The 19,325-nt window shown below is 71.0% G+C and carries 21 protein-coding genes, 1 pseudogene and 1 riboswitch; of the genes and pseudogenes, 20 read left to right on the top strand and 2 right to left on the bottom strand.

All coding sequences use genetic code 11. The annotated features are described in order from the left end of the window. Positions 1 to 9: 9 nt before the first annotated feature. From lepB (ACFXJ5_RS28895) to ACFXJ5_RS28845, 11 genes are all read left to right on the top strand, one after another. Positions 10 to 642, top strand: a complete 633-nt coding sequence (lepB, locus tag ACFXJ5_RS28895) for a signal peptidase I (RefSeq protein ID WP_384637422.1) — start codon at positions 10 to 12, stop codon at positions 640 to 642. After that, complete coding sequence (gene lepB, locus ACFXJ5_RS28890; protein WP_384637223.1) at positions 635 to 1,705, top strand: signal peptidase I; 1,071 nt, start codon at positions 635 to 637, stop codon at positions 1,703 to 1,705. The genes lepB (ACFXJ5_RS28895) and lepB (ACFXJ5_RS28890) overlap by 8 nt, the downstream gene beginning before the upstream one ends. After that, positions 1,617 to 2,507: a signal peptidase I gene (gene lepB, locus ACFXJ5_RS28885; protein WP_384637220.1), complete on the top strand. Its 891-nt coding sequence runs from the start codon at positions 1,617 to 1,619 to the stop codon at positions 2,505 to 2,507. The genes lepB (ACFXJ5_RS28890) and lepB (ACFXJ5_RS28885) overlap by 89 nt, the downstream gene beginning before the upstream one ends. Positions 2,508 to 2,577: 70 nt before the next feature. Continuing rightward, positions 2,578 to 3,423, top strand: a complete 846-nt coding sequence (gene lepB / locus ACFXJ5_RS28880; RefSeq protein ID WP_384637218.1) for a signal peptidase I — start codon at positions 2,578 to 2,580, stop codon at positions 3,421 to 3,423. A gap of 26 nt (positions 3,424 to 3,449) precedes the next feature. Then, entirely contained in the window at positions 3,450 to 3,932 is a 483-nt protein-coding gene (locus ACFXJ5_RS28875) for an NUDIX hydrolase (protein WP_384637216.1), read from the top strand. A gap of 39 nt (positions 3,933 to 3,971) precedes the next feature. Continuing rightward, on the top strand, positions 3,972 to 4,298 hold the full coding sequence (locus tag ACFXJ5_RS28870) for a DUF2469 domain-containing protein (RefSeq protein ID WP_127360074.1): 327 nt from the start codon (positions 3,972 to 3,974) through the stop codon (positions 4,296 to 4,298). Positions 4,299 to 4,406: 108 nt separating this feature from the next. Further along, positions 4,407 to 4,772 carry a YraN family protein gene (locus ACFXJ5_RS28865; RefSeq protein ID WP_384637213.1) on the top strand — a complete coding sequence of 122 codons (366 nt, stop codon included), beginning with the start codon at positions 4,407 to 4,409 and terminating at the stop codon, positions 4,770 to 4,772. Further along, positions 4,772 to 6,379, top strand: coding sequence for a YifB family Mg chelatase-like AAA ATPase (locus tag ACFXJ5_RS28860; protein ID WP_384637210.1), 1,608 nt, complete (start codon positions 4,772 to 4,774; stop codon positions 6,377 to 6,379). The genes ACFXJ5_RS28865 and ACFXJ5_RS28860 overlap by 1 nt, the downstream gene beginning before the upstream one ends. Next, a complete protein-coding gene (gene dprA, locus ACFXJ5_RS28855) occupies positions 6,379 to 7,578 on the top strand; it encodes a DNA-processing protein DprA (protein WP_384637207.1) in 1,200 nt (399 codons plus the stop codon). Before ACFXJ5_RS28860 ends, dprA begins: the two co-directional genes overlap by 1 nt. 279 nt (positions 7,579 to 7,857) lie before the next feature. Beyond that, positions 7,858 to 8,703 (top strand): RNA polymerase sigma factor WhiG, encoded by an 846-nt coding sequence (whiG, locus tag ACFXJ5_RS28850; RefSeq protein WP_384637205.1) that lies wholly within the window; start codon positions 7,858 to 7,860, stop codon positions 8,701 to 8,703. An 81-nt stretch (positions 8,704 to 8,784) separates the two neighbouring features. Next, positions 8,785 to 9,342 carry a TetR/AcrR family transcriptional regulator gene (locus tag ACFXJ5_RS28845; RefSeq protein WP_384637419.1) on the top strand — a complete coding sequence of 186 codons (558 nt, stop codon included), beginning with the start codon at positions 8,785 to 8,787 and terminating at the stop codon, positions 9,340 to 9,342. Between the two features lie 149 nt (positions 9,343 to 9,491). Here ACFXJ5_RS28845 and ACFXJ5_RS28840 read toward each other — a convergent pair. Then, a pseudogene (locus ACFXJ5_RS28840) lies at positions 9,492 to 9,740 on the bottom strand (peptidoglycan DD-metalloendopeptidase family protein); the annotation flags it as partial. Positions 9,741 to 10,234: 494 nt separating this feature from the next. Between ACFXJ5_RS28840 and rpsB the strand changes: the two are divergent. The 9 genes from rpsB to ACFXJ5_RS28795 all read left to right on the top strand — a co-directional run bounded on the left by rpsB (position 10,235) and on the right by ACFXJ5_RS28795 (position 18,718). Then, the gene (gene rpsB, locus ACFXJ5_RS28835) at positions 10,235 to 11,170 is read left to right on the top strand and encodes a 30S ribosomal protein S2 (RefSeq protein ID WP_384637202.1); all 936 of its coding nucleotides are present in this window, start codon (positions 10,235 to 10,237) and stop codon (positions 11,168 to 11,170) included. 117 nt (positions 11,171 to 11,287) lie between these two features. Continuing rightward, entirely contained in the window at positions 11,288 to 12,124 is an 837-nt protein-coding gene (gene tsf / locus ACFXJ5_RS28830; protein ID WP_384637199.1) for a translation elongation factor Ts, read from the top strand. Between the two features lie 160 nt (positions 12,125 to 12,284). Further along, on the top strand, positions 12,285 to 13,019 hold the full coding sequence (gene pyrH / locus ACFXJ5_RS28825) for a UMP kinase (protein WP_127355510.1): 735 nt from the start codon (positions 12,285 to 12,287) through the stop codon (positions 13,017 to 13,019). A gap of 101 nt (positions 13,020 to 13,120) precedes the next feature. Next, positions 13,121 to 13,678 (top strand): ribosome recycling factor, encoded by a 558-nt coding sequence (gene frr / locus ACFXJ5_RS28820; RefSeq protein ID WP_127355514.1) that lies wholly within the window; start codon positions 13,121 to 13,123, stop codon positions 13,676 to 13,678. Positions 13,679 to 13,754: 76 nt separating this feature from the next. Then, on the top strand, positions 13,755 to 14,741 hold the full coding sequence (locus ACFXJ5_RS28815) for a phosphatidate cytidylyltransferase (RefSeq protein WP_384637195.1): 987 nt from the start codon (positions 13,755 to 13,757) through the stop codon (positions 14,739 to 14,741). A gap of 80 nt (positions 14,742 to 14,821) precedes the next feature. Continuing rightward, entirely contained in the window at positions 14,822 to 15,928 is a 1,107-nt protein-coding gene (gene rlmN, locus ACFXJ5_RS28810) for a dual-specificity RNA methyltransferase RlmN (RefSeq protein WP_384637193.1), read from the top strand. Positions 15,929 to 15,969: 41 nt separating this feature from the next. Further along, positions 15,970 to 16,076: riboswitch (TPP riboswitch) on the top strand. Beyond that, positions 16,066 to 16,638: an ECF transporter S component gene (locus ACFXJ5_RS28805; RefSeq protein WP_384637190.1), complete on the top strand. Its 573-nt coding sequence runs from the start codon at positions 16,066 to 16,068 to the stop codon at positions 16,636 to 16,638. (Overlaps the previous riboswitch by 11 nt.) Next, complete coding sequence (locus ACFXJ5_RS28800; protein ID WP_384637187.1) at positions 16,638 to 17,984, top strand: ABC transporter ATP-binding protein; 1,347 nt, start codon at positions 16,638 to 16,640, stop codon at positions 17,982 to 17,984. Before ACFXJ5_RS28805 ends, ACFXJ5_RS28800 begins: the two co-directional genes overlap by 1 nt. Beyond that, positions 17,981 to 18,718 (top strand): energy-coupling factor transporter transmembrane component T, encoded by a 738-nt coding sequence (locus ACFXJ5_RS28795; RefSeq protein ID WP_384637185.1) that lies wholly within the window; start codon positions 17,981 to 17,983, stop codon positions 18,716 to 18,718. The genes ACFXJ5_RS28800 and ACFXJ5_RS28795 overlap by 4 nt, the downstream gene beginning before the upstream one ends. Here the strand turns inward: ACFXJ5_RS28795 and ACFXJ5_RS28790 are convergent. Next, complete coding sequence (locus ACFXJ5_RS28790; protein ID WP_384637182.1) at positions 18,678 to 19,202, bottom strand: hypothetical protein; 525 nt, start codon at positions 19,200 to 19,202, stop codon at positions 18,678 to 18,680. The genes ACFXJ5_RS28795 and ACFXJ5_RS28790 overlap by 41 nt on opposite strands. Positions 19,203 to 19,325: the final 123 nt, after the last annotated feature.

Raw genomic sequence — 19,325 nt, 5'->3', positions numbered from 1 at the left:
ACTGCTTTTTTGGCTTTGCGCTTTTTTCAATCTTTTATCCCCCCCCCGACGCGCCCCCCCCCGCGGCGGCCCCGCTTCGGCGTACGTACCTATCGGTACGCGCTGCTGGCCGTGGCGTGCGCCGCCGTCCTGTTCCTGGTCAATGCCTTTGTGGTGCAGCCCTTCGTGATCCCGAGCGGATCGATGGAGAACACCCTGCGGATCGGGGACCGGGTGGTGGTCAACAAGCTGGCGTACCGTTTCGGCGGTTCTCCACGGCGGGGCGACATCGTGGTGTTCGACGGCGAGGGGTCGTTTGTGCAGGAGTCGGGCGGATCCGATTACATCAAGCGGGTCATCGGCGTCGGCGGAGACAGGGTCACCTGCTGTGACAAGCGGGGCAGGATAACCGTGAACGGCACTCCGCTGACCGAGACATACCTTTACCCCGGGGAGAGCCCGTCCCGGGTACCGTTCGATATTGAGGTGCCTGACGGGAGGCTGTGGGTGATGGGCGACCACCGTGACGACTCCCGGGATTCGCGCGATCACCTCGGCGATCCCGGGGGCGGCACCGTACCGCTCGACAAGGTGATCGGCCGGGCGGAGTGGATCGTGTGGCCGCTGAGCCACCGGCGTTCCCTGGACCGCGCAGATGGGTAAGCGCGGCAGGCCGCGGGACGGCGGGGACGGGATACCGGACGACGACGGCTACGGTTTCTCCGACGACCAGCCGCGGGCGCGCCGGGCGGGAGGGCGGGCCGAACGCCGCAAGCTGGCCAAGAAGGTCAAGCGCAAGCGGCGCCGTTCGGCGGCGAAGGAAGTGCCGATCCTCATCGTCGTCGCACTGCTGATCGCGCTGGTCCTGAAGACCTTCCTGGTCCAGGCCTTCGTGATCCCCTCGGGGTCAATGGAGCAGACCATCAAGATCGGCGACCGGGTGCTGGTCGACAAGCTGACCCCGTGGTTCGGCAACAAGGTGCAGCGCGGTGACGTCGTGGTCTTCAAGGACCCTGGCCACTGGCTCGACGGCGAGCAGACCACGACGGCCAACGACCCGGTGGTGATCAAGCAGGTCAAGGAGGCGATGACCTTCATCGGACTGCTGCCCTCGGCCAACGAGCAGGATCTGATCAAACGGGTCGTCGCGGTCGGCGGCGACACGGTGAAGTGCTGCGACTCTCAGGGCCGCGTCACCGTCAACGGCGTGGCGCTGAACGAACCGTATATCTACCCGGGCAACAAGCCGTCGGACAGCGAGTTCTCGGTGAAGGTGCCCCAGGGGCGGCTGTGGGTCATGGGCGACCATCGGGCCAACTCCGCGGACTCCCGCTTCCACCAGCAGGATTTCAGCGGCACCGTGTCCGAGAGCGGGGTCGTCGGACGGGCCGTGGTGATCGCCTGGCCCATGAGCGACTGGACGAAGCTGTCGGAGCCGTCGACCTACGCCTCCGTACCGGCCGCCGGTGGCACCTCGGCCGCTGCGGCCGCCGCTTCGCCTAGTGTGTCCTCAGAAGATCGTCGATACGGAACGATCCTCCTCCCGAGCCCTGCGGAACTCCCGCTCGTTATGGGAGTGGTGGGCCTGCGCCGCGCGCGGGGGCGGCCCAAGTGGCAGCGCAGAGTAAGGAGCGGACGTGAGGGATTTGACGGTCGGCGCACGATCGGGACACGAAGGACCCGAAGAAGGGGTCGACCAGGGCGCCGGCCCGTCACCCGCGACTGAGGGTGACGGTGATGAGATGAGTACGCGGGAGAAGCCGAAGAAGCCGCGTTCCTTCTGGAAGGAACTGCCGATCCTCATCGGCATCGCGCTGGTTCTCGCCCTGCTCATCAAGACCTTCCTGGTACAGGCGTTCTCCATCCCCTCCGACTCGATGCAGAACACGCTGCAGCAGGGCGACCGGGTGCTGGTCGACAAGCTGACGCCCTGGTTCGGCTCCGAGCCGGAGCGCGGCGAGGTCGTCGTCTTCCACGACCCGGGCGGCTGGCTCCAGGACACCCCGACCACCACCCCGAACCCGGTCCAGAAGTTCCTCAGCTTCATCGGCCTGATGCCGTCGGCGGAGGAGAAGGACCTGATCAAGCGGGTCATCGCGGTCGGCGGGGACACGGTCGAGTGCAAGAAGGGCGGCAAGGTCAAGGTCAATGGCGTCGCCCTGAACGAGTCGTCGTACATCTACCCGGGCAACACGCCGTGCGACGACATGCCCTTCGGCCCCCTCAAGGTGCCCAAGGGCAGCATCTGGGTGCTCGGCGACCACCGCCAGGACTCGCGGGACTCGCGCTACAACCAGTCGGACGGCCGCAACGGCATGGTCCCGGTGTCCCAGGTCGTGGGCCGCGCGATCGTGGTCGCCTGGCCGATCAACCGCTGGGACGCGCTGTCGATCCCGTCGACCTTCGACCAGTCCGGGATCAACAACCAGGCGTCGGCGGCCGCGGTCTCCGCGCCCGACGCGGTGGCCCTCGCGGGCGCCGTGCCGCTGGTGTTCCTGCGCAGGCGGAAGTTCACCGCCGCCGGGTGACGCCCGAGGTGAACCCGAGGGCTGACCGAGGGCTGACCGGGGGCCGTACCGCCCGGTAGGGTGCGGACCCATGAGCGGCGAGAGTTCGACACGTACGGCGGGTGCCGGCGGCGGGACACCCACCGGTGCACGCAGTGGCGCAGGCACTGGTGCCCCCACAGGCGCGGGCAAGACGAAGGCCAAGGCCAAGGCGGCAGGCCCGGCGGGCGGCCGGTCCGGACAGATCATCTCCGGGCTGGCCGTCGCGCTGGGCTTCGTGCTGTTCCTGGGCGGATTCGTGTGGGGGGCGGTGCTCTACCGTCCGTACACCGTGCCGACCGGGTCGATGGTTCCCACGGTGGACGTCGGGGACAAGATCCTCGCCCAGCGGATCGACGGCTCCCAGGTCCGCCGGGGCGACATCGTGATCTTCACCGACTCGCTGTGGGGCGACGTCCCCATGGTCAAGCGGGTCGTCGGCGTCGGCGGCGACAAGATCGCCTGCTGCGACAAGCAGGGCCGGATGACGGTCAACGGCAAGGCGATCGACGAGCCCTACCTGAAGGACACCAAGGCGCCCGCCTCGCCGACCGGCTTCAAGGCCACGGTGCCCCAGGGCGACCTCTTCCTGCTGGGCGACAACCGGGCCGTGTCCGAGGACTCCCGGGTCCGGCTGACCGATGCTGACGGCGGCTCCGTACCGCGAAGCGCGGTCCAGGCGCGGGTGGACGCCACGGCATGGCCGCTCGGCCGGATGGGCATGATCGGCAGGACCGATGCCTTTGCCGGGCTCGCGGGCGGGACCTCGCAGCCCGGTCCGCTGACGTGGGTGGTGAGTGCGATCGTGGCCGGTGTGGTGCTGATCTTCGGCGGCGCGGCCTACGGGCCCGTCGCGGGTGTGCTGGGTCGTCGGCGTACGCGGCGGGCGGCCCGCTAGTGGCGCGGCACTAGGTGGTGGCGCAGGTGACGCGCCGGCGAGCCGCCAGGGTCGTACTCCTCGATCCGTCCGACCGGATCCTGCTGCTGCACGGCTTCGAGCCCGCCGATCCGGCGATGCGCTGGTGGTTCACCCCCGGCGGAGGCGTCGAGACCGGCGAGAGCCTGGAGGCGGCGGCGCGCCGCGAGGTGGCGGAGGAGACCGGAATCACATCGGTGCGGCTCGGGCCGGTGCTGTGGGAGCGCACCTGCGCCTTCGACTTCGACGGGCGCAGGTGGGAGCAGGACGAGTGGTACTTCCTGGGGCGTACGGAGGCCACTGAGGTCCGCCCGGACGGTCAGACCGAGCTGGAGCGGCGCAGTGTGGGAGAGCTGCGCTGGTGGACGTGCGAGGAACTTCTCCGCGCGCGTGAGACGGTGTATCCGACCAGGCTCGCCGGGCTGCTGCGCACGCTGCTCGACGAAGGACCCCCGCGATCCCCGATTCACCTGGGGACTGAGCGTGACTGACGCACAATGGGGGGACGAACGGCTGAAGGGGAACATGCCATGAGCGCCGAGGACCTCGAGAAGTACGAGACCGAGATGGAGCTGAAGCTCTACCGGGAGTACCGCGATGTCGTCGGCCTGTTCAAATACGTGATCGAGACCGAGCGGCGCTTCTACCTGACCAACGACTACGAGATGCAGGTGCACTCGGTCCAGGGCGAGGTCTTCTTCGAGGTGTCGATGGCCGACGCGTGGGTCTGGGACATGTACCGGCCGGCGCGCTTCGTCAAGCAGGTGCGGGTGCTCACGTTCAAGGACGTGAACATCGAGGAGCTCAACAAGTCGGATCTGGACCTGCCCCAGGACGAGTCCGGCTTCAGCGGCTGAGTGGTCCGCTTCAGCGGCTGAGCGGTCCGCCCGAGTTATCCACAGGGGACGACCAAGATCATCTCGAGGGCGCGACGTCCGTCACAGTGAGTGACGGAGGTGGTGCGAATGAACGCCCGAGGAGCTCTGGGCCGGTACGGGGAGGACCTGGCGGCCCGCTGGCTCGCCGACGCCGCGGGCATGCGTGTGCTGGCGCGCAACTGGCGATGCCGGGAAGGCGAGATCGACATCGTCGCCGAGGACGGCGACGCGGTGGTCATCTGCGAGGTCAAATCCCGCATACAGGGTGACTACCAGCACCCGATGGACGCCGTCGGCCCCCGCAAGGCCGAGCGGCTGCGGCGGCTGGCCGAGCGCTGGCTGTCCGAACGCGGCGGCGACGTGCCCCCGGGTGGGGTCCGCATCGACCTCGTCGGCGTGCTGGTGCCCCAGCGTGGCGCCGCGCGCGTCGAGCATGTGCGGGGGGTGGCCTGATGGGCTTCGCCCGTACGTGCTCGGTGACCCTGCTCGGCGTGGAGGGCGTGGTCGTCGAGGTCCAGGCCGACCTGGAGCCGGGCGTCGCGGCCTTCACCCTGGTGGGGCTGCCGGACAAGAGCCTGAGCGAGAGCCGCGACCGGGTCCGGGCCGCCATCGTCAACAGCGGCGAGGTCTGGCCCCAGAAGAAGCTCACCGTCGGCCTGAGCCCCGCCTCGGTGCCCAAGGGCGGCAGCGGCTTCGACCTGGCCGTCGCGTGCGCCGTGCTCGCCGCCAACGAACGCATCGCCCCCAAGGACATCGCCGACCTGATGATGATCGGCGAGCTGGGGCTGGACGGCCGGGTGCGGCCCGTGCGCGGGGTGCTTCCCGCCGTCCTCGCCGCCGCCGAAGCGGGGTACCGCCATGTCGTCGTGCCCGACCGCACGGCCGCCGAGGCCTCTCTGGTCCCCGGGGTCTCCGTGCTCGGCGTACGCACCCTGCGGCAGCTCATCGCCCTGCTCAACGACGAGCTGGCCCCGGAGGAGCCCGAGGACCCGGGCGACGGCCGCCCCGACCCCATGCTGGCGGGCCTGGCGGTGCCGGGTGCGGGCATCGGCACCGGCTTCGCCGACTCCGGTGCCACGGACCTCTCCGACGTCGCCGGACAGGGGCCGGCCCGGATGGCCCTGGAGGTCGCGGCCGCCGGGGGCCACCACATCTACCTCAAGGGGCCGCCAGGGGCAGGCAAGACGATGCTCGCGGAGCGGCTGTCCGGGCTGCTGCCACCGCTGACCCGGCAGGAGTCCCTGGAGGTCACCGCCGTCCACTCGGTCGCCGGGATGCTGCCGCCGGGCAAGCCGATGGTGGACATCCCGCCCTACTGCGCCCCGCACCACTCGGCCACGATGCAGTCCCTGGTCGGCGGGGGCAACGGACTGCCCAGACCCGGAGCCGTCTCGCTGTCCCACAAGGGCGTGCTCTTCCTCGACGAGGCCCCCGAGTTCAACGGGCAGGCGCTCGAGGCACTGCGCCAGCCGCTGGAGTCGGGCCATGTGGTGATCGCGCGCTCCGCCGGGGTGGTGCGGCTGCCCGCCCGGTTCCTGCTGGTCCTGGCGGCGAATCCCTGTCCCTGCGGTCGGCACGGCTCCCCCGGGGGCGGCTGCGACTGCACGGCGAGCATGATCCGCCGCTATCAGGGGCGGCTGTCCGGTCCGCTGCTCGACCGGGTCGACCTGCGGGTCGACGTCGAGCCCGTGAGCCGATCCGAGCTGATCGGGCACGTCGGGGAGTCGGAGTCCACGCGGACCGTGGCCGCCCGGGTCCGGGAGGCACGGGAGCGGGCCGCCGTCCGCTACCGGGACACCCCGTGGCGGACCAACAGCGAGGTGCCCGGACACGAGCTGAGGACGCGCTGGCCCATGGCCCCGGGGGCGATGCGGCCCGCCGAGCAGGACATGGAGCGCGGACTGCTCACCGCCCGCGGACTCGACCGGGTGCTGCGCGTGGCCTGGACGGTGGCGGACCTGGCGGCCCGCGACCGTCCGGACGGGGTCGACGTGGCACGCGCCCTCGAACTGCGCACCGGGGTGCGGCGCGGCGTTGCGATGTCGATGGGGGGCATCTGATGACGGACACCCTGTTCGACCTCTTCGAGGCGGAGGGCGCCGCCGGGCCGCCGTCCCCGGAGGAGCGACTGGCACGGATCGCGGTGACCCGGATCGCCGACCCCGGTGACGAGACCGTCGGCGCCTGGCTGCGGGAGCGGGGACCGCAGGAAGTCGTCCGGGCACTCGTCGCCGGGGAGCGGCTGCCCCGGGCCTCCGAGCGCCGGCTGGCCGGCTACCGGCTGCGGGGGCAGCGGGTGGACCCGGCGCGCGACCTGGCGGCGGCGGAGGCGCTGGGGGGCCGCTTCGTCTGTCCCGGGGACCCGGAGTGGCCGGGGCAGCTGGACGACCTGGGCGATCAGCGCCCGTACGGCCTGTGGGTGCGGGGGCGGCCCTCCCTGCGGATGTGGGCGCTGCGCTCGGTCGCCCTGGTCGGCGCCCGGGCCTGCACGGACTACGGCGCGCACATGGCCTCCCGGCTCGCCGCCGATCTGGCCGAGGCCGGGTGGATCGTCGTCTCGGGCGCGGCCTACGGCATCGACGGCGCCGCGCACCGGGGCGCACTGTCGGTGGACGGCGCCACCGTCGGCGTCGTGGCGTGCGGGGTCGATGTCCCGTACCCGCCCGGGCACGCCGAGTTGATTGGGCGCATCGGCGAACAGGGCCTGCTGATCGGTGAGTTGCCGCCCGGCTCGCATCCGACCCGCAGCCGGTTCGTCATGCGCAACCGCGTGATCGCGGCGCTGACCCGCGGCACCGTGGTGGTCGAGGCGCAGTACCGCAGCGGCTCACTGATCACAGCCCGCCGGGCCCGCGAGCTCGGCCGCTTCGTGATGGGCGTGCCGGGGCCCTGCACCTCCACCCTGTCCCAGGGCGTGCATGAACTCCTGCGTGGGGACGCGGTGTTGGTCACCGACGCGCGTGAGATCGCCGAGTTGGTCGGCAGCATCGGCGGCGACCTCGCGCCCGAGCGACGCGGCCCGGTCGTGGCCCGGGACCTGCTGCCGTACGACACCGCGCGCGTGCTGGAGGCGGTGCCGGGCCGGGGCGGCGCCGACGGCGGACAGATTGCCCGCTCCGCGGGCGTGACCACCGACGACACGCTCGGCAGGCTCTACGAATTGCAGGCACTCGGATTCGTCGAACGGCACGGCGAGCGGTGGCGGTTGGCCGGCGCCGGAGGGGCGGACGGGCTGGTGGGGGAGCGTGCACCGCAATGAACACACCATCAGGTGACAGCACGGTTCTTGACCTGGGCCGGTCGGGTGACGAGTTTATGGGGGTGTCGGCAGAACGCGGCATTTTGCGACAGCAACACCCTGACTTCACAGAACGCGCCCTCGTGGCCCCCTCGTCCCGGGTCGCACTGCGGAACGTCTCTGGCGGCACCTCGTACGACGTTCGTAGCAATCAGCGACACCCCGGTCACGCTACGCTCATCGCGCCTCGACTCCTCATCACCGTCCCCCACATCACGGCAGAACGGCTCAGAACGACGCATGCCCCAGCACACCCCCGGGCCCGACCGCGCGATGGCGGCAGTCGCCGCCCGCAGCACCCCGCGCACCCCGCGGCCCGCAGCACCCACCTCGCTCGACGAGCTGTGGAGGACGTACAAGTCCACGGGGGACGCACGGCTGCGGGAGCAGCTGATCCTGCACTACTCGCCGCTGGTGAAATACGTGGCCGGCCGGGTCAGCGTGGGCCTGCCCGCCAATGTCGAGCAGGCGGACTTCGTCTCCTCCGGCGTCTTCGGACTCATCGATGCCATCGAGAAGTTCGAACCCGAGCGCTCCATCAAGTTCGAGACGTACGCGATCACCCGCATCCGCGGCGCCATGATCGACGAACTGCGGGCGCTTGACTGGATTCCGCGCTCCGTTCGGCAGAAGGCCCGAGCCGTCGAGCGCGCCTACGCGACCCTCGAGGCCTCGCTGCGGCGCACCCCCAGCGAGCCCGAGGTCGCCGCCGAGATGGGCATCGGCGTGGACGAGCTGCACGGGGTCTTCAGCCAGCTCTCGCTGGCCAATGTCGTCGCCCTCGAAGAGCTGCTGCACGTCGGCGGCGACAGCGGCGACCGGCTCAGCCTCGTGGACACCCTGGAGGACACCGGCGCGGACAACCCCGTCGAGATCGCCGAGGACCGCGAGCTGCGCCGGCTGCTCGCGCGAGCCATCAACACACTGCCCGAGCGGGAGAAGACCGTGGTGACCCTCTACTACTACGAGGGACTGACGCTGGCGGAGATCGGCCAGGTGCTGGGGGTCACCGAGAGCCGGGTCAGCCAGATCCACACCAAGTCCGTACTGCAGCTGCGCGCCAAACTGGCCGATGTCGGCCGCTGAGCCGGCCGATGCCCGCCGCGGCCCCGGCCCGCCGCACGGATTCCGTACAGTGGTGCCGTGCCCAAGATTCGAGCGGCCTCGGTGGCCGAGCACCGGTCTATGCAGCGCGACGCCCTTCTGGACGCCGCCCGTTCGCTGCTGTCCGAGGGCGGCACGGAAGCCCTGACCTTCCCCGCTCTCGCCGAGCGCACCGGGCTGGCGCGCTCCTCCGTCTATGAGTACTTCCGTTCGCGCGCGGCGGTCGTCGAAGAGCTGTGCGTGGTGGACTTCCCCGTCTGGGCGACCGAGGTCGAGGACGCGATGGCGGCTGTCGCCGACCCCGAGGCCAAGATCGAGGCCTATGTGCGCAGCCAGCTGACGCTGGTCGGTGACCGGCGGCACCGGGCGGTGGTGGCGATCTCCTCCGGCGAGCTGGAGGCGGGCGCGCGGGAGAAGATCCGTGCGGCCCACGGTGGTCTGGTGGCGATGGTCGTCGAGGCGCTCCGCGCCCTCGGGCACGCCGAGCCCAGGTTGAGCGCGCTGCTGCTCCAGGGCGTCGTCGACGCGGCGGTGCGGCGCATCGAGCTCGGCGCCGCGGAGGACCCCGACACCATCGCCGAGGCCGCCGTGGCGATGGCCCTGCGCGGCGTGCGCGGCTGACCCCACCCGGTGGGCGGGAGCGGGACACCGAAGACCGGCAGCAGCCGGGACGGGCCGAGCCGCAGCATCGACGCCGGCAGCAGTGACAGCGGGTCCAGGTAGACGGAGCCCCGCAGCAGGCCCCAGTGGAGGCACCCGCCGGCGCAGTGCGACGGGACGCCGTCCTCCAGGGTGCCGACGACCGCACCCGCAGCCACCTCATCGCCCACGGACACCGAGGCCCGCACCGGCTCGTACGTGATCCGCAGTCCGCCCGGCACCGACAGCCGGATCACCACGACCCCCCGCCCGGCCACCGCGCCCGCGAAGGTGACCCGCCCGGGCGCCGCCGCCCGCACCGGGGCACCCGGACCGGCGCGCAGGTCGACGCCGCGGTGCCCCGCGCCCCACCGCGACATCGGCGGGTCGAAGCCCCGCTCCACGACCGGGCGGCCCCGCAGCCCCGGCCCGGCCACCGGCCAGGCGCGGTCGCGGTCGCCGTCACCGCCGACGCCGGCGGCACGGACGCCTGAGGCGCCGGCCGCCGCCCCGTACGGCGTGAGCACGGCCAACGCCGTGGCGAGACTCAGGAGGAACGCGAAGTGACGTGTCATGATCCGAGGGTCGCGCGATACCGCCCGCAAAGTTGATCTTGCTCTGCGCCTGTGGATAACTCCGTGCGCCCCCTGCGCACGGGAAGCGCATGTCGCCCCGCGCTCCGGCGGTCCCTTACACTTTCCATGGCGATCCGGGTCACCGGGTCGACTTCGCACGCCCCGCCACCACACCCTCACCGGCACGGTGGCCGCGCCTCTCGGTCCCGGAAGGATTCCTTCCGAGGCACGGCGCGTCGGGGCGTCAGGCGCGACAGCCGTCCGGCAGTCGCGGAACCGAGAAACCGAGGAGTACGGCCATGGCCGTCGTCACGATGCGGGAGCTGCTTGAGAGCGGCGTCCACTTCGGGCACCAGACCCGCCGCTGGAACCCGAAGATGAAGCGCTTCATCTTCACCGAGCGCAACGGCATCTACATCATCGACCTGCTCCAGTCGCTGTCGTACATCGACCGCGCCTACGAGTTCGTCAAGGAGACCGTCGCCCACGGCGGCTCCATCATGTTCGTCGGTACGAAGAAGCAGGCCCAGGAGGCCATCGCCGAGCAGGCGTCGCGCGTGGGCATGCCCTACGTCAACCAGCGCTGGCTGGGCGGCATGCTCACCAACTTCTCGACCGTCTACAAGCGTCTGCAGCGCCTGAAGGAGCTCGAGGAGATCGACTTCGAGGATGTGGCCGCCTCCGGCCTCACCAAGAAGGAGCTCCTGGTTCTCTCCCGCGAGAAGGACAAGCTGGAGAAGACCCTCGGTGGTATCCGTGAGATGCAGAAGGTGCCCAGCGCCGTCTGGATCGTGGACACCAAGAAGGAGCACATCGCTGTCGGTGAGGCGCGCAAGCTCCGTATCCCGGTGGTCGCGATCCTCGACACCAACTGCGACCCGGACGAGGTCGACTACAAGATCCCGGGCAACGACGACGCGATCCGCTCCGTCACCCTGCTCACCCGTGTGATCGCCGACGCCGTCGCCGAGGGCCTCATCGCCCGCTCCGGCGTCGCGACCGGTGCTGACAAGACCGAGGCCGAGCCGCTGGCCGCCTGGGAGCGCGAGCTCCTGGAGGGCGAGAAGGCCAAGTCCGACGAGGCGACCGAGGCTCCCGCTGCCGAGGCCCCCGCCGCCGAGGCTGCCGAGGCCCCTGCTGCTGAGGCCACCGAGGCCCCGGCCGCCGAGGCCGCTGCCGAGCCCGCCGAGGCGCCCGCCGCCGACGCTCCGGCCGCAGACGCCGAGCAGGCCTGAGCCTCAGCCTTTCCTCATCACGGCTGACGACGGCGGGGGCTCCGGCCCCCGCCGTTCACCCGTAGAACCACCGGTTTCACCGGACTCACCGACTTTCCGAGAAGAGACTCACAGACCATGGCGAACTACACCGCCGCCGACGTCAAGAAGCTTCGCGAGCTGACCGCCGCCGGCATGATGGACTGCAAGAACGCGCTCGTCGAGGCCGAGGGCGACCTCGAGAAGGCCGTCGAGATCCTCCGAGTCAAGGGCCAGAAGGGCGTCACCAAGCGCGAGGGCCGTTCGGCCTCCAACGGTGCCGTGGTCTCCCTGATCGCCGCCGACAACTCCGAGGGCGTCCTCGTCGAGCTGAAGTGCGAGACCGACTTCGTCGCCAAGGGTGACAAGTTCGTCGCCACGGCCAACGAGATCGCCGCCCACGTCGCCGCCACCAAGCCGGCCGGCATCGAGGCCCTGCTCGCCTCCGAGATCAAGGACGGCCAGACCGTCCAGGCGTTCGTCGACGAGGCCAACGCCACCCTCGGTGAGAAGATCGTCCTGGACCGCTTCGCGCAGTTCGACGGCGGCTTCGTCGCCTCCTACCTGCACCGCACCAGCCCGGACCTGCCCCCGCAGGTCGGCGTCCTGGTCGAGCTGGACAAGCCGAACGCCGAGGTCGCCAAGGACGTCGCGCAGCACATCGCCGCCTTCTCCCCGACCTACCTCTCCCGCGAGGAGATCCCGGCCGAGGTGCTCGAGAACGAGCGCCGCGTCGCCGAGGCCACCGCGCGCGAGGAGGGCAAGCCCGAGGCCGCCCTCTCCCGCATCGTCGACGGCCGCGTCACCGGCTTCGTCAAGGAGAACGCGGTCCTGGAGCAGGCGTTCGCCAAGGACAGCAAGAAGACCGTCCAGAAGGTTCTGGACGAGGCCGGCGTCTCGCTGAAGCGCTTCGCCCGCTTCCGCGTCGGCGTCTGACCGAGCCGCGTAAGCGATTGACCGGCGACCCGCTAGGGTCGTACGCAGTCGGCCGCCCACCGGCTGACCGCAGTTGTGACGAGGAGGCCATTGCCGTAGAGGGAACGATCACGGACCCGAACGGCAATGGCCTTCTTCGTACGTGCACGAGGAGATCTCCATGGATGACAGCACCCACCGCCGGTACCTGCTCAAACTGTCCGGTGAGGCATTCGCCGGGGGAGGCGGGCTGGGCGTCGACCCCGACGTCGTGCACACCATGGCCCGGGAGATCGCCGCGGTCGTCCGGGACGGCTACGAGATCGCCATCGTCATCGGCGGCGGCAACTTCTTCCGTGGCGCCGAACTGCAGCAGCGCGGCATGGACCGGGCCCGCTCGGACTACATGGGCATGCTCGGCACCGTCATGAACTGCCTCGCCCTCCAGGACTTCCTGGAGAAGGAGGGCATCGAGACCCGGGTGCAGACCGCCATCACCATGGGCCAGGTCGCCGAGCCGTACATCCCGCTCCGTGCCATCCGCCACCTGGAGAAGGGCCGCGTCGTCATCTTCGGCGCCGGTATGGGCATGCCGTACTTCTCCACCGACACCACCGCCGCCCAGCGCGCCCTGGAGATCCACGCCAAGGCGCTCCTCATGGGCAAGAACGGGGTGGACGGGGTCTACGACTCCGACCCCCGCAAGAACCCGGACGCGGTCATGTTCGACTCCCTGGAGTACGGCGACGTCCTGGCCCGCGACCTGCGGGTCGCGGACCTGACGGCGATCACCCTGTGTCAGGACAACAAGCTTCCGATCCTCGTCTTCGAGCTCCTCGCGGAGGGCAACATCGCGCGGGCCGTGAAGGGTGAGAAGATCGGCACGCTCGTCAACGACCAGGGCAGCCGCGCCTAGAGGCTCGTTACGGGGATGGACAAGACGCCGCCGGTCGGACACCGTGCAGGAAAGACGCGCGCAGGGGCGAGGCCCCGCCTTCTGAAGACCAGGAGCACATGGTGATTGAAGAGACCCTCCTCGAAGCGGAGGAGAAGTTTGAGAAGGCCGTCGTCGTCGCCAAGGAGGACTTCGCCGCGATCCGCACCGGTCGGGCCCACCCGGCGATGTTCAACAAGATCGTGGCCGACTACTACGGCGCACCGACCCCGATCAACCAGCTGGCCTCCTTCGCGGTCCCCGAGCCGCGGATGGCCGTGATCACGCCGTTCGACAGCAGCGCGCTGCGCAACATCGAGCAGGCGATCCGCGATTCCGACCTCGGCGTCAACCCGAGCAACGACGGGCGCATCATCCGGGTGGCTTTCCCGCAGCTCACCGAGGAACGCCGCCGGGAGTACATCAAGGTCGCCCGCACCAAGGCGGAGGACGCCCGGATCTCCATCCGCAGCGTGCGCCGCAAGGCCAAGGAAACCCTCGACAAGCTCGTCAAGGACGGCGAGACCGGCGAGGACGAGGTGCGTCGCGCCGAGAAGGAGCTCGACGACACCACGTCGAAGTACGTGCACCAGGTGGACGAGCTGCTCAAGCACAAGGAAGCCGAGCTGCTCGAGGTCTGAGCCCCCGGGGCACAGCCGAACGTACTTCTGCTCACCTCTCCCATCGGACCGGAACGAAAACGCGAGGCGAATCTCCGTGAACGACTCTTCCTGGGGAGCTTCGCCACGTGCCGGCTCCTGGGGAGGCGAGAACGAAGGGGCTGCTCAGCTGAGCGGCCCCTTGTTCCGCGACGAGAACCCCCAGCCCGCGGAGCAGCCCGGGCCGCAGCCCTCCTCGCCCGATCCGGACCAGCCGGGCCGCGGCAAGAAGAACGCGGGCCGTAATCTGCGGGCCGCGATAGGAGTCGGCATCGGCCTCGGGGCCGTCATCATCGCCTCCCTCTTCGTCGTCAAGGCCGCTTTCGTCGGCGTCATCGTCGCGGCGGTCGTCGTCGGCCTCTGGGAGCTCACCTCGCGCCTAGAAGAGCGCAAGGAGATCCGGGCCCCGCTCATCCCCCTCGCCGTCGGCGGCGCCGCCATGGTCATCGCCGGCTACGCGCGTGGCGCCGAAGGCGCGTGGGTGGCCATGGCCCTCACCGCGCTCGCGGTTCTGGTCTGGCGGATGACCGAACCTCCCGAGAACTACCTGCGGGACGTCACGGCAGGCGTCTTCGCCGCCTTCTACGTGCCCTTCCTGGCCACCTTCGTGTCCATGATGCTGGCCGCGCACGACGGCGCCTGGCGGGTCTTCGTCTTCCTGGTCCTCACCGTCGTCAGCGACACGGGTGCGTACGCCGTCGGCTGGCGCTTCGGCACGCACAAGCTCGCCCCGCGCATCAGCCCCGGCAAGACCCGCGAGGGCCTCATCGGGGCCGTGTCCTTCGCCATGGTGGCCGGCGCGCTCCTGGTGCACTTCCTGATCGACGACGGCGCCTGGTGGCAGGGCGTGGTGCTCGGCTTCGCCGTCGCGGTCAGCGCGACCCTCGGTGACCTCGGCGAATCCATGATCAAGCGCGACCTCGGCATCAAGGACATGGGCAAGCTCCTCCCCGGCCACGGCGGCATCATGGACCGCCTCGACTCCCTCCTGCCGACCGCCCCCGTGGCGTGGCTGCTGCTGGTGATCTTCGTCGGGTCCAGCTGAGGTCAGGCCGCCCGAGGGTGACTACTCCCTCACCCATCCGACCTGGGTACCCCTGATTGATCTGCGAGACTGGTACGACCATGCCTGCACCCGGAGAACTCACTTTTGTCACGCCGCGCGGGGCCAAGAAGCCCCCGCGGCACCTTGCCGACCTCACGCCCGAGGAGCGCCGTGCGGCGGTCGCGGAGCTCGGCGAGAAGCCGTTCCGCGCCAAGCAGCTGTCGCAGCACTACTTCGCGCGGTACGCGGATGATCCGGCAGCCTGGACGGACATTCCGGCGGCGGCGCGGGGCAAGCTGGCGGGCGATCTGCTGCCGGAGCTGATGTCGGTGGTGCGGCACATCTCGTGCGACGACGACACGACCCGTAAGACGTTGTGGCGGCTCTTCGACGGCACGCTCGTCGAGTCGGTGCTGATGCGGTACCCGGACCGGGTCACGATGTGCATCAGCTCGCAGGCGGGCTGCGGCATGAACTGCCCGTTCTGCGCCACCGGCCAGGCGGGGCTGACGCGGAATCTGTCGACCGCCGAGATCGTGCACCAGATCGTGGCGGGCATGCGGTCGTTGCGCGACGGGGAGATCCCGGGCGGTCCGGCGCGGTTGAGCAACATCGTGTTCATGGGTATGGGCGAGCCGCTGGCCAACTACAAGCGGGTCATCGGCTCGATCCGTCGCCTCACCGATCCCGAGCCGGACGGGCTGGGGCTGTCGCAGCGCGGCATCACGGTCTCCACGGTCGGGCTGGTCCCGGCGATGCTCCGCTTCGCGGACGAGGGCCTGAAGTGCCGCCTCGCGGTGTCGCTGCACGCGCCCGACGACGAGTTGCGCGACACCCTCGTGCCGGTGAACACCCGCTGGAAGGTGCGCGAGGTGCTGGACGCCGCCTGGCACTACGCGGATGTGTCCGGCCGGCGGATCTCCATCGAGTACGCGCTGATCAAGGACATCAACGACCAGGCCTGGCGCGCCGACCGGCTCGGTCGGCTCCTCAAGGGCCGCCGGGTGCACGTGAACCTGATCCCGCTCAACCCGACGCCCGGGTCGAAGTGGACGGCGTCGCGCCCCGAGGACGAGCGGGCGTTCGTCGCGGCGCTGGAGTCGCACGGGGTGCCGGTGACCGTAAGGGACACCCGGGGCCAGGAGATCGACGGGGCCTGCGGGCAGCTGGCGGCTTCCGAGGGCTGACCTGCGCTGCTACAGTCGCAGCGCGTTTATCGCACAACAGAACATTCCGACAGGGGAGCGCAGACAGCGCTGAGAGTGCGGCCACGGGCCGCAGACCCTCGAACCTGATCCGGGTAATGCCGGCGAAGGGAGTCATCATGAGCAGCAATCGCTGGCGGACCGTCGACATCGTGGTCACCGCCGTCCTCGGCGCCGCGTTCGGTGTCATCTTCTGGGCGTGGAACACGCTCTGGGAGGGCGCGGCCAACGCCATCCCGCTGCCCGGCCGTGCGGTCCTGTACGGCGTGTGGCTGGTCCCGGCGGTGCTCGGTCCGCTGGTGATCCGCAAGCCGGGCGCCGGAATCTTCTGCGAGGTCGTCGCCGCGACCGTCGCGACGTTCTTCGGTTCGCCGTGGGGCCTGGTCACCCTGCTGTACGGAGTGGTGCAGGGCTTCGCCGGGGAGTTCGGCTTCGCGCTGTCCGCGTACCGCAGCTGGCGCTGGCCGACCGCGCTGGTGGGCGGGGTGCTGGCCGGCGGGGCGGCCGCGCTGCTGGACATCGTGCTCTACTACCCGACGACCGGCACCGGCTGGAAGGCCGCGTACGCCGCCCTCGTCATCGCCAGCTCCGCCGTGATCGCCGGCCTCGGCAGCCTCGCGCTGACCAAGTCCCTCGCCCAGACCGGAGCGCTCGACCCGTTCCCGTCCGGGCGGGAACGCATCGCCGTCTGATGCCTTCCGTACGGCTCCGGGGCTTCGGCCACCGGCACGCCGGGCGGCGCCGGTGGGCGCTGCGCGGCGTCGACCTCGACATCGAGCACGGCGAGCGGGTCGCGCTGCTGGGCCCGTCGGGGGCCGGCAAGTCCACGCTGCTCGCCGCACTCGCGGGGCTGCTGCCGCCCGAGTCCGGCGAGCGCGAGGGCAGGATCGAGGTCGGGGAGCGGACGGGCATCGTCTTCCAGGATCCGCAGTCCCAGCTCGTCATGGAACGCGCCGGCGACGACGTGGCCTTCGGCCTGGAGAACATCGGTACGCCCGCCGAGCGCATCTGGCCGCTCGTCGACGACGCCCTGCGCAGGGTCGGCTTCCCCTACGGCCGCGACCGGTCCGTCGCCGCGCTGTCCGGCGGCGAGCAGCAGCGGCTCGCGCTCGCGGGCGCCATGGTGTCCCGGCCCGGACTGCTGCTCCTCGACGAGCCGACCGCCAACCTCGACCCCGATGGCGCGCGGCTGGTGCGCGGCGCCCTCGCCGGACTCGACGACACGACCATGGTCATCGTCGAGCACCGCGTCGCCGAACTGGTGCCACTGCTCGACCGCGTCATCGTCCTCGAACCCGGCGGCGGCATCCGCGCCGACGGGCCGCCCGCCTCGGTCTTCGCCCGGTACGGTGACGAACTCGCCGCCGACGGGGTGTGGGTGCCGGGCCACCCGGTCCCGGCGCTGACGCCGCGCTCCGCGCCGGGCGAGGTACTGCTCCGTAAGGACGGCCTGCAGATCCACGCCGCCGAGGCCCTGGCCGTCACCGGCCCCAACGGCGCCGGCAAGACCACCCTGGCGCTTCAGCTGGGCGGCTTGCGTAAACCCACCGATGGGCTGGTCGTCGCCACCGCCGCCCTCGCCGGGCCGGACGCGGCGAAGCCGCCCCACAAGTGGCGGGCCCGGGCTCTCGCCGGGCGCATCGGCTCCGTGTTCCAGAACCCCGAGCACCAGTTCGTGACGGCGAAGGTCCGGGACGAACTGGCCCTGGGGGCGGGCGATCCGGCGCGCGTCGACGAACTCCTCGTACGGCTGCGCCTCGACGCCCTCGCCGAGGCGAACCCGCACACCCTGTCGGGCGGAGAGCAGCGCCGGCTCAGCGTCGCCACCGCCCTGGCGGCCGCGCCCCGGCTGCTGATCCTCGACGAGCCGACCTTCGGCCAGGACCGGCGTACGTGGACCGAACTGGTCGGCCTGCTGGCCGGGCTGCGGGACGACGGCCACGGCATCGTCGCCGTCACCCACGACCCGGACTTCACGGCCGCGATCGGCGCCCGCGAACTCCCGCTCGCCACCCGCCCCTTGGAGGCCGTCGGATGACCTCCGCCGCTCCGCTCGCCCGCCGCAACCCCGCCGCCAAGCTCGCGGCCGCCGCCGTCCTCACCCTGGCGTTGGTGGTGAGCCTCGACCCGGTGGCTCCCGCTGTCGCGCTGGCCGCCGAGCTGGCCGTCGTTCCGCTGTTCGGCCTCCGCTACGGCACGCTGGCGCGGCGGGCGTGGCCGCTTCTGGTGAGCGTGCTCGGGGCGGTACTCACGCTGTTCCTCTTCGCGCAGGACCGGCAGCAGGTCGCCGCGTCCGCGCTGGCGTTGGCGCTGCGGCTGTTCGCTGTGGCCCTGCCGGGCGTGATCGCCTTCGCCACCACCGACCCGACCGACCTCGCCGACGCCCTCGTGCAGAACGCCCGGCTGCCGGTGCGCTTCGCCATCGGCACGCTGGCCGCCTGGCGGCTCGTGCCGCTCCTGGGCGAGGAATGGCGGCTGATCAACCTCGCCCGCCGCGCCCGAGGTGTCGACGCCGGCCGCAATCCGGTCGCCCGCCTCCGGCTCTTCACCTCCGCCGCCTTCACCCTGCTCGTCGGCGCCATCCGGCGCGGCACCCGGCTCGCCGCCGCGATGGACGCCCGCGGCTTCGACTCCGGCGCCCCCAGGACGTACGCCAGGCGGCAGACCTTCGGGGGCGCCGACGCCGCGCTGGTCGGCGGCGCGGTCTGCGTCGCCGGCGTGGCGCTGGCGGTCAGTGTCGCGGCAGGGGCGTTCCGGCCGTTGCTGGGCTAGCCGGCAGCTCAAGTCGCCTGATCATGCGCCGGAGGGCGTACAGCGGGATGATCCCGAGGACCCCGAACGACATGTCGATGACGGTCCACCAGGACGGGATGCCCCGGATCGGCCCGCAGATCAACGCCAGCGGGATGATCCCGACGCACGCGATCATCCCGAACTCCACGACCCAGATGTTGCGCACCGGGTCCCGGTACACGCCGTAGAAGGCGACCGCGATCACGAGATGCGCGAAGGCGAGCCAGTCCGTGCCGTAGAGGACGAACGGATACTTCGCGTCCGTGGCGTCCAGGCCCACCCTGACCCGCGCGATCCAGTCGCCGAGGGCGCCGGGCAGGTTCATGGCGTCCACCCACCGCAGTTCGTGGACGAGGGGGAAGGCGGTCAGACCGCTCAGCACCAGGCAGACGACGAAGACAACCAGCACGCGTATGCGCCGTTCAAGGGCGAGGCGCTCTTGAGGCGATCTGTACGACTCCATGGTCCGGACATCACACCGGGGCCCCCGGCGCCCCGCGGGCGGGGGCCCCGGGGGGTGCCCGTGGTGAGCCCGGCGGCGGTGTGGTAAAAACAAAGGTCGCAGCCGCCGGGTTTTGGTGTGTTG

The sequence above is a fragment of the Streptomyces sp. NPDC059373 genome (assembly GCF_042751495.1).
In the GTDB taxonomy this organism is placed as follows: Bacteria; Actinomycetota; Actinomycetes; order Streptomycetales; family Streptomycetaceae; genus Actinacidiphila.
The sequence above is the reverse complement of the archived record's forward strand: the minus strand, read 5'-3'. Positions and strand labels throughout refer to the sequence as shown.

Coding starts and splice junctions, on each gene's coding strand:
- lepB (WP_384637223.1), top strand. CDS start 635: ATGGGTAAGCGCGGCAGGCCGCGGGACGGCGGGGACGGGATACCGGAC.
- lepB (WP_384637218.1), top strand. CDS start 2,578: ATGAGCGGCGAGAGTTCGACACGTACGGCGGGTGCCGGCGGCGGGACA.
- ACFXJ5_RS28870 (WP_127360074.1), top strand. CDS start 3,972: ATGAGCGCCGAGGACCTCGAGAAGTACGAGACCGAGATGGAGCTGAAG.
- ACFXJ5_RS28865 (WP_384637213.1), top strand. CDS start 4,407: ATGAACGCCCGAGGAGCTCTGGGCCGGTACGGGGAGGACCTGGCGGCC.
- ACFXJ5_RS28860 (WP_384637210.1), top strand. CDS start 4,772: ATGGGCTTCGCCCGTACGTGCTCGGTGACCCTGCTCGGCGTGGAGGGC.
- dprA (WP_384637207.1), top strand. CDS start 6,379: ATGACGGACACCCTGTTCGACCTCTTCGAGGCGGAGGGCGCCGCCGGG.
- whiG (WP_384637205.1), top strand. CDS start 7,858: ATGCCCCAGCACACCCCCGGGCCCGACCGCGCGATGGCGGCAGTCGCC.
- rpsB (WP_384637202.1), top strand. CDS start 10,235: ATGGCCGTCGTCACGATGCGGGAGCTGCTTGAGAGCGGCGTCCACTTC.
- tsf (WP_384637199.1), top strand. CDS start 11,288: ATGGCGAACTACACCGCCGCCGACGTCAAGAAGCTTCGCGAGCTGACC.
- pyrH (WP_127355510.1), top strand. CDS start 12,285: ATGGATGACAGCACCCACCGCCGGTACCTGCTCAAACTGTCCGGTGAG.
- rlmN (WP_384637193.1), top strand. CDS start 14,822: ATGCCTGCACCCGGAGAACTCACTTTTGTCACGCCGCGCGGGGCCAAG.
- ACFXJ5_RS28805 (WP_384637190.1), top strand. CDS start 16,066: ATGAGCAGCAATCGCTGGCGGACCGTCGACATCGTGGTCACCGCCGTC.
- ACFXJ5_RS28800 (WP_384637187.1), top strand. CDS start 16,638: ATGCCTTCCGTACGGCTCCGGGGCTTCGGCCACCGGCACGCCGGGCGG.
- ACFXJ5_RS28795 (WP_384637185.1), top strand. CDS start 17,981: ATGACCTCCGCCGCTCCGCTCGCCCGCCGCAACCCCGCCGCCAAGCTC.
- ACFXJ5_RS28790 (WP_384637182.1), bottom strand. CDS start 19,202: ATGGAGTCGTACAGATCGCCTCAAGAGCGCCTCGCCCTTGAACGGCGC.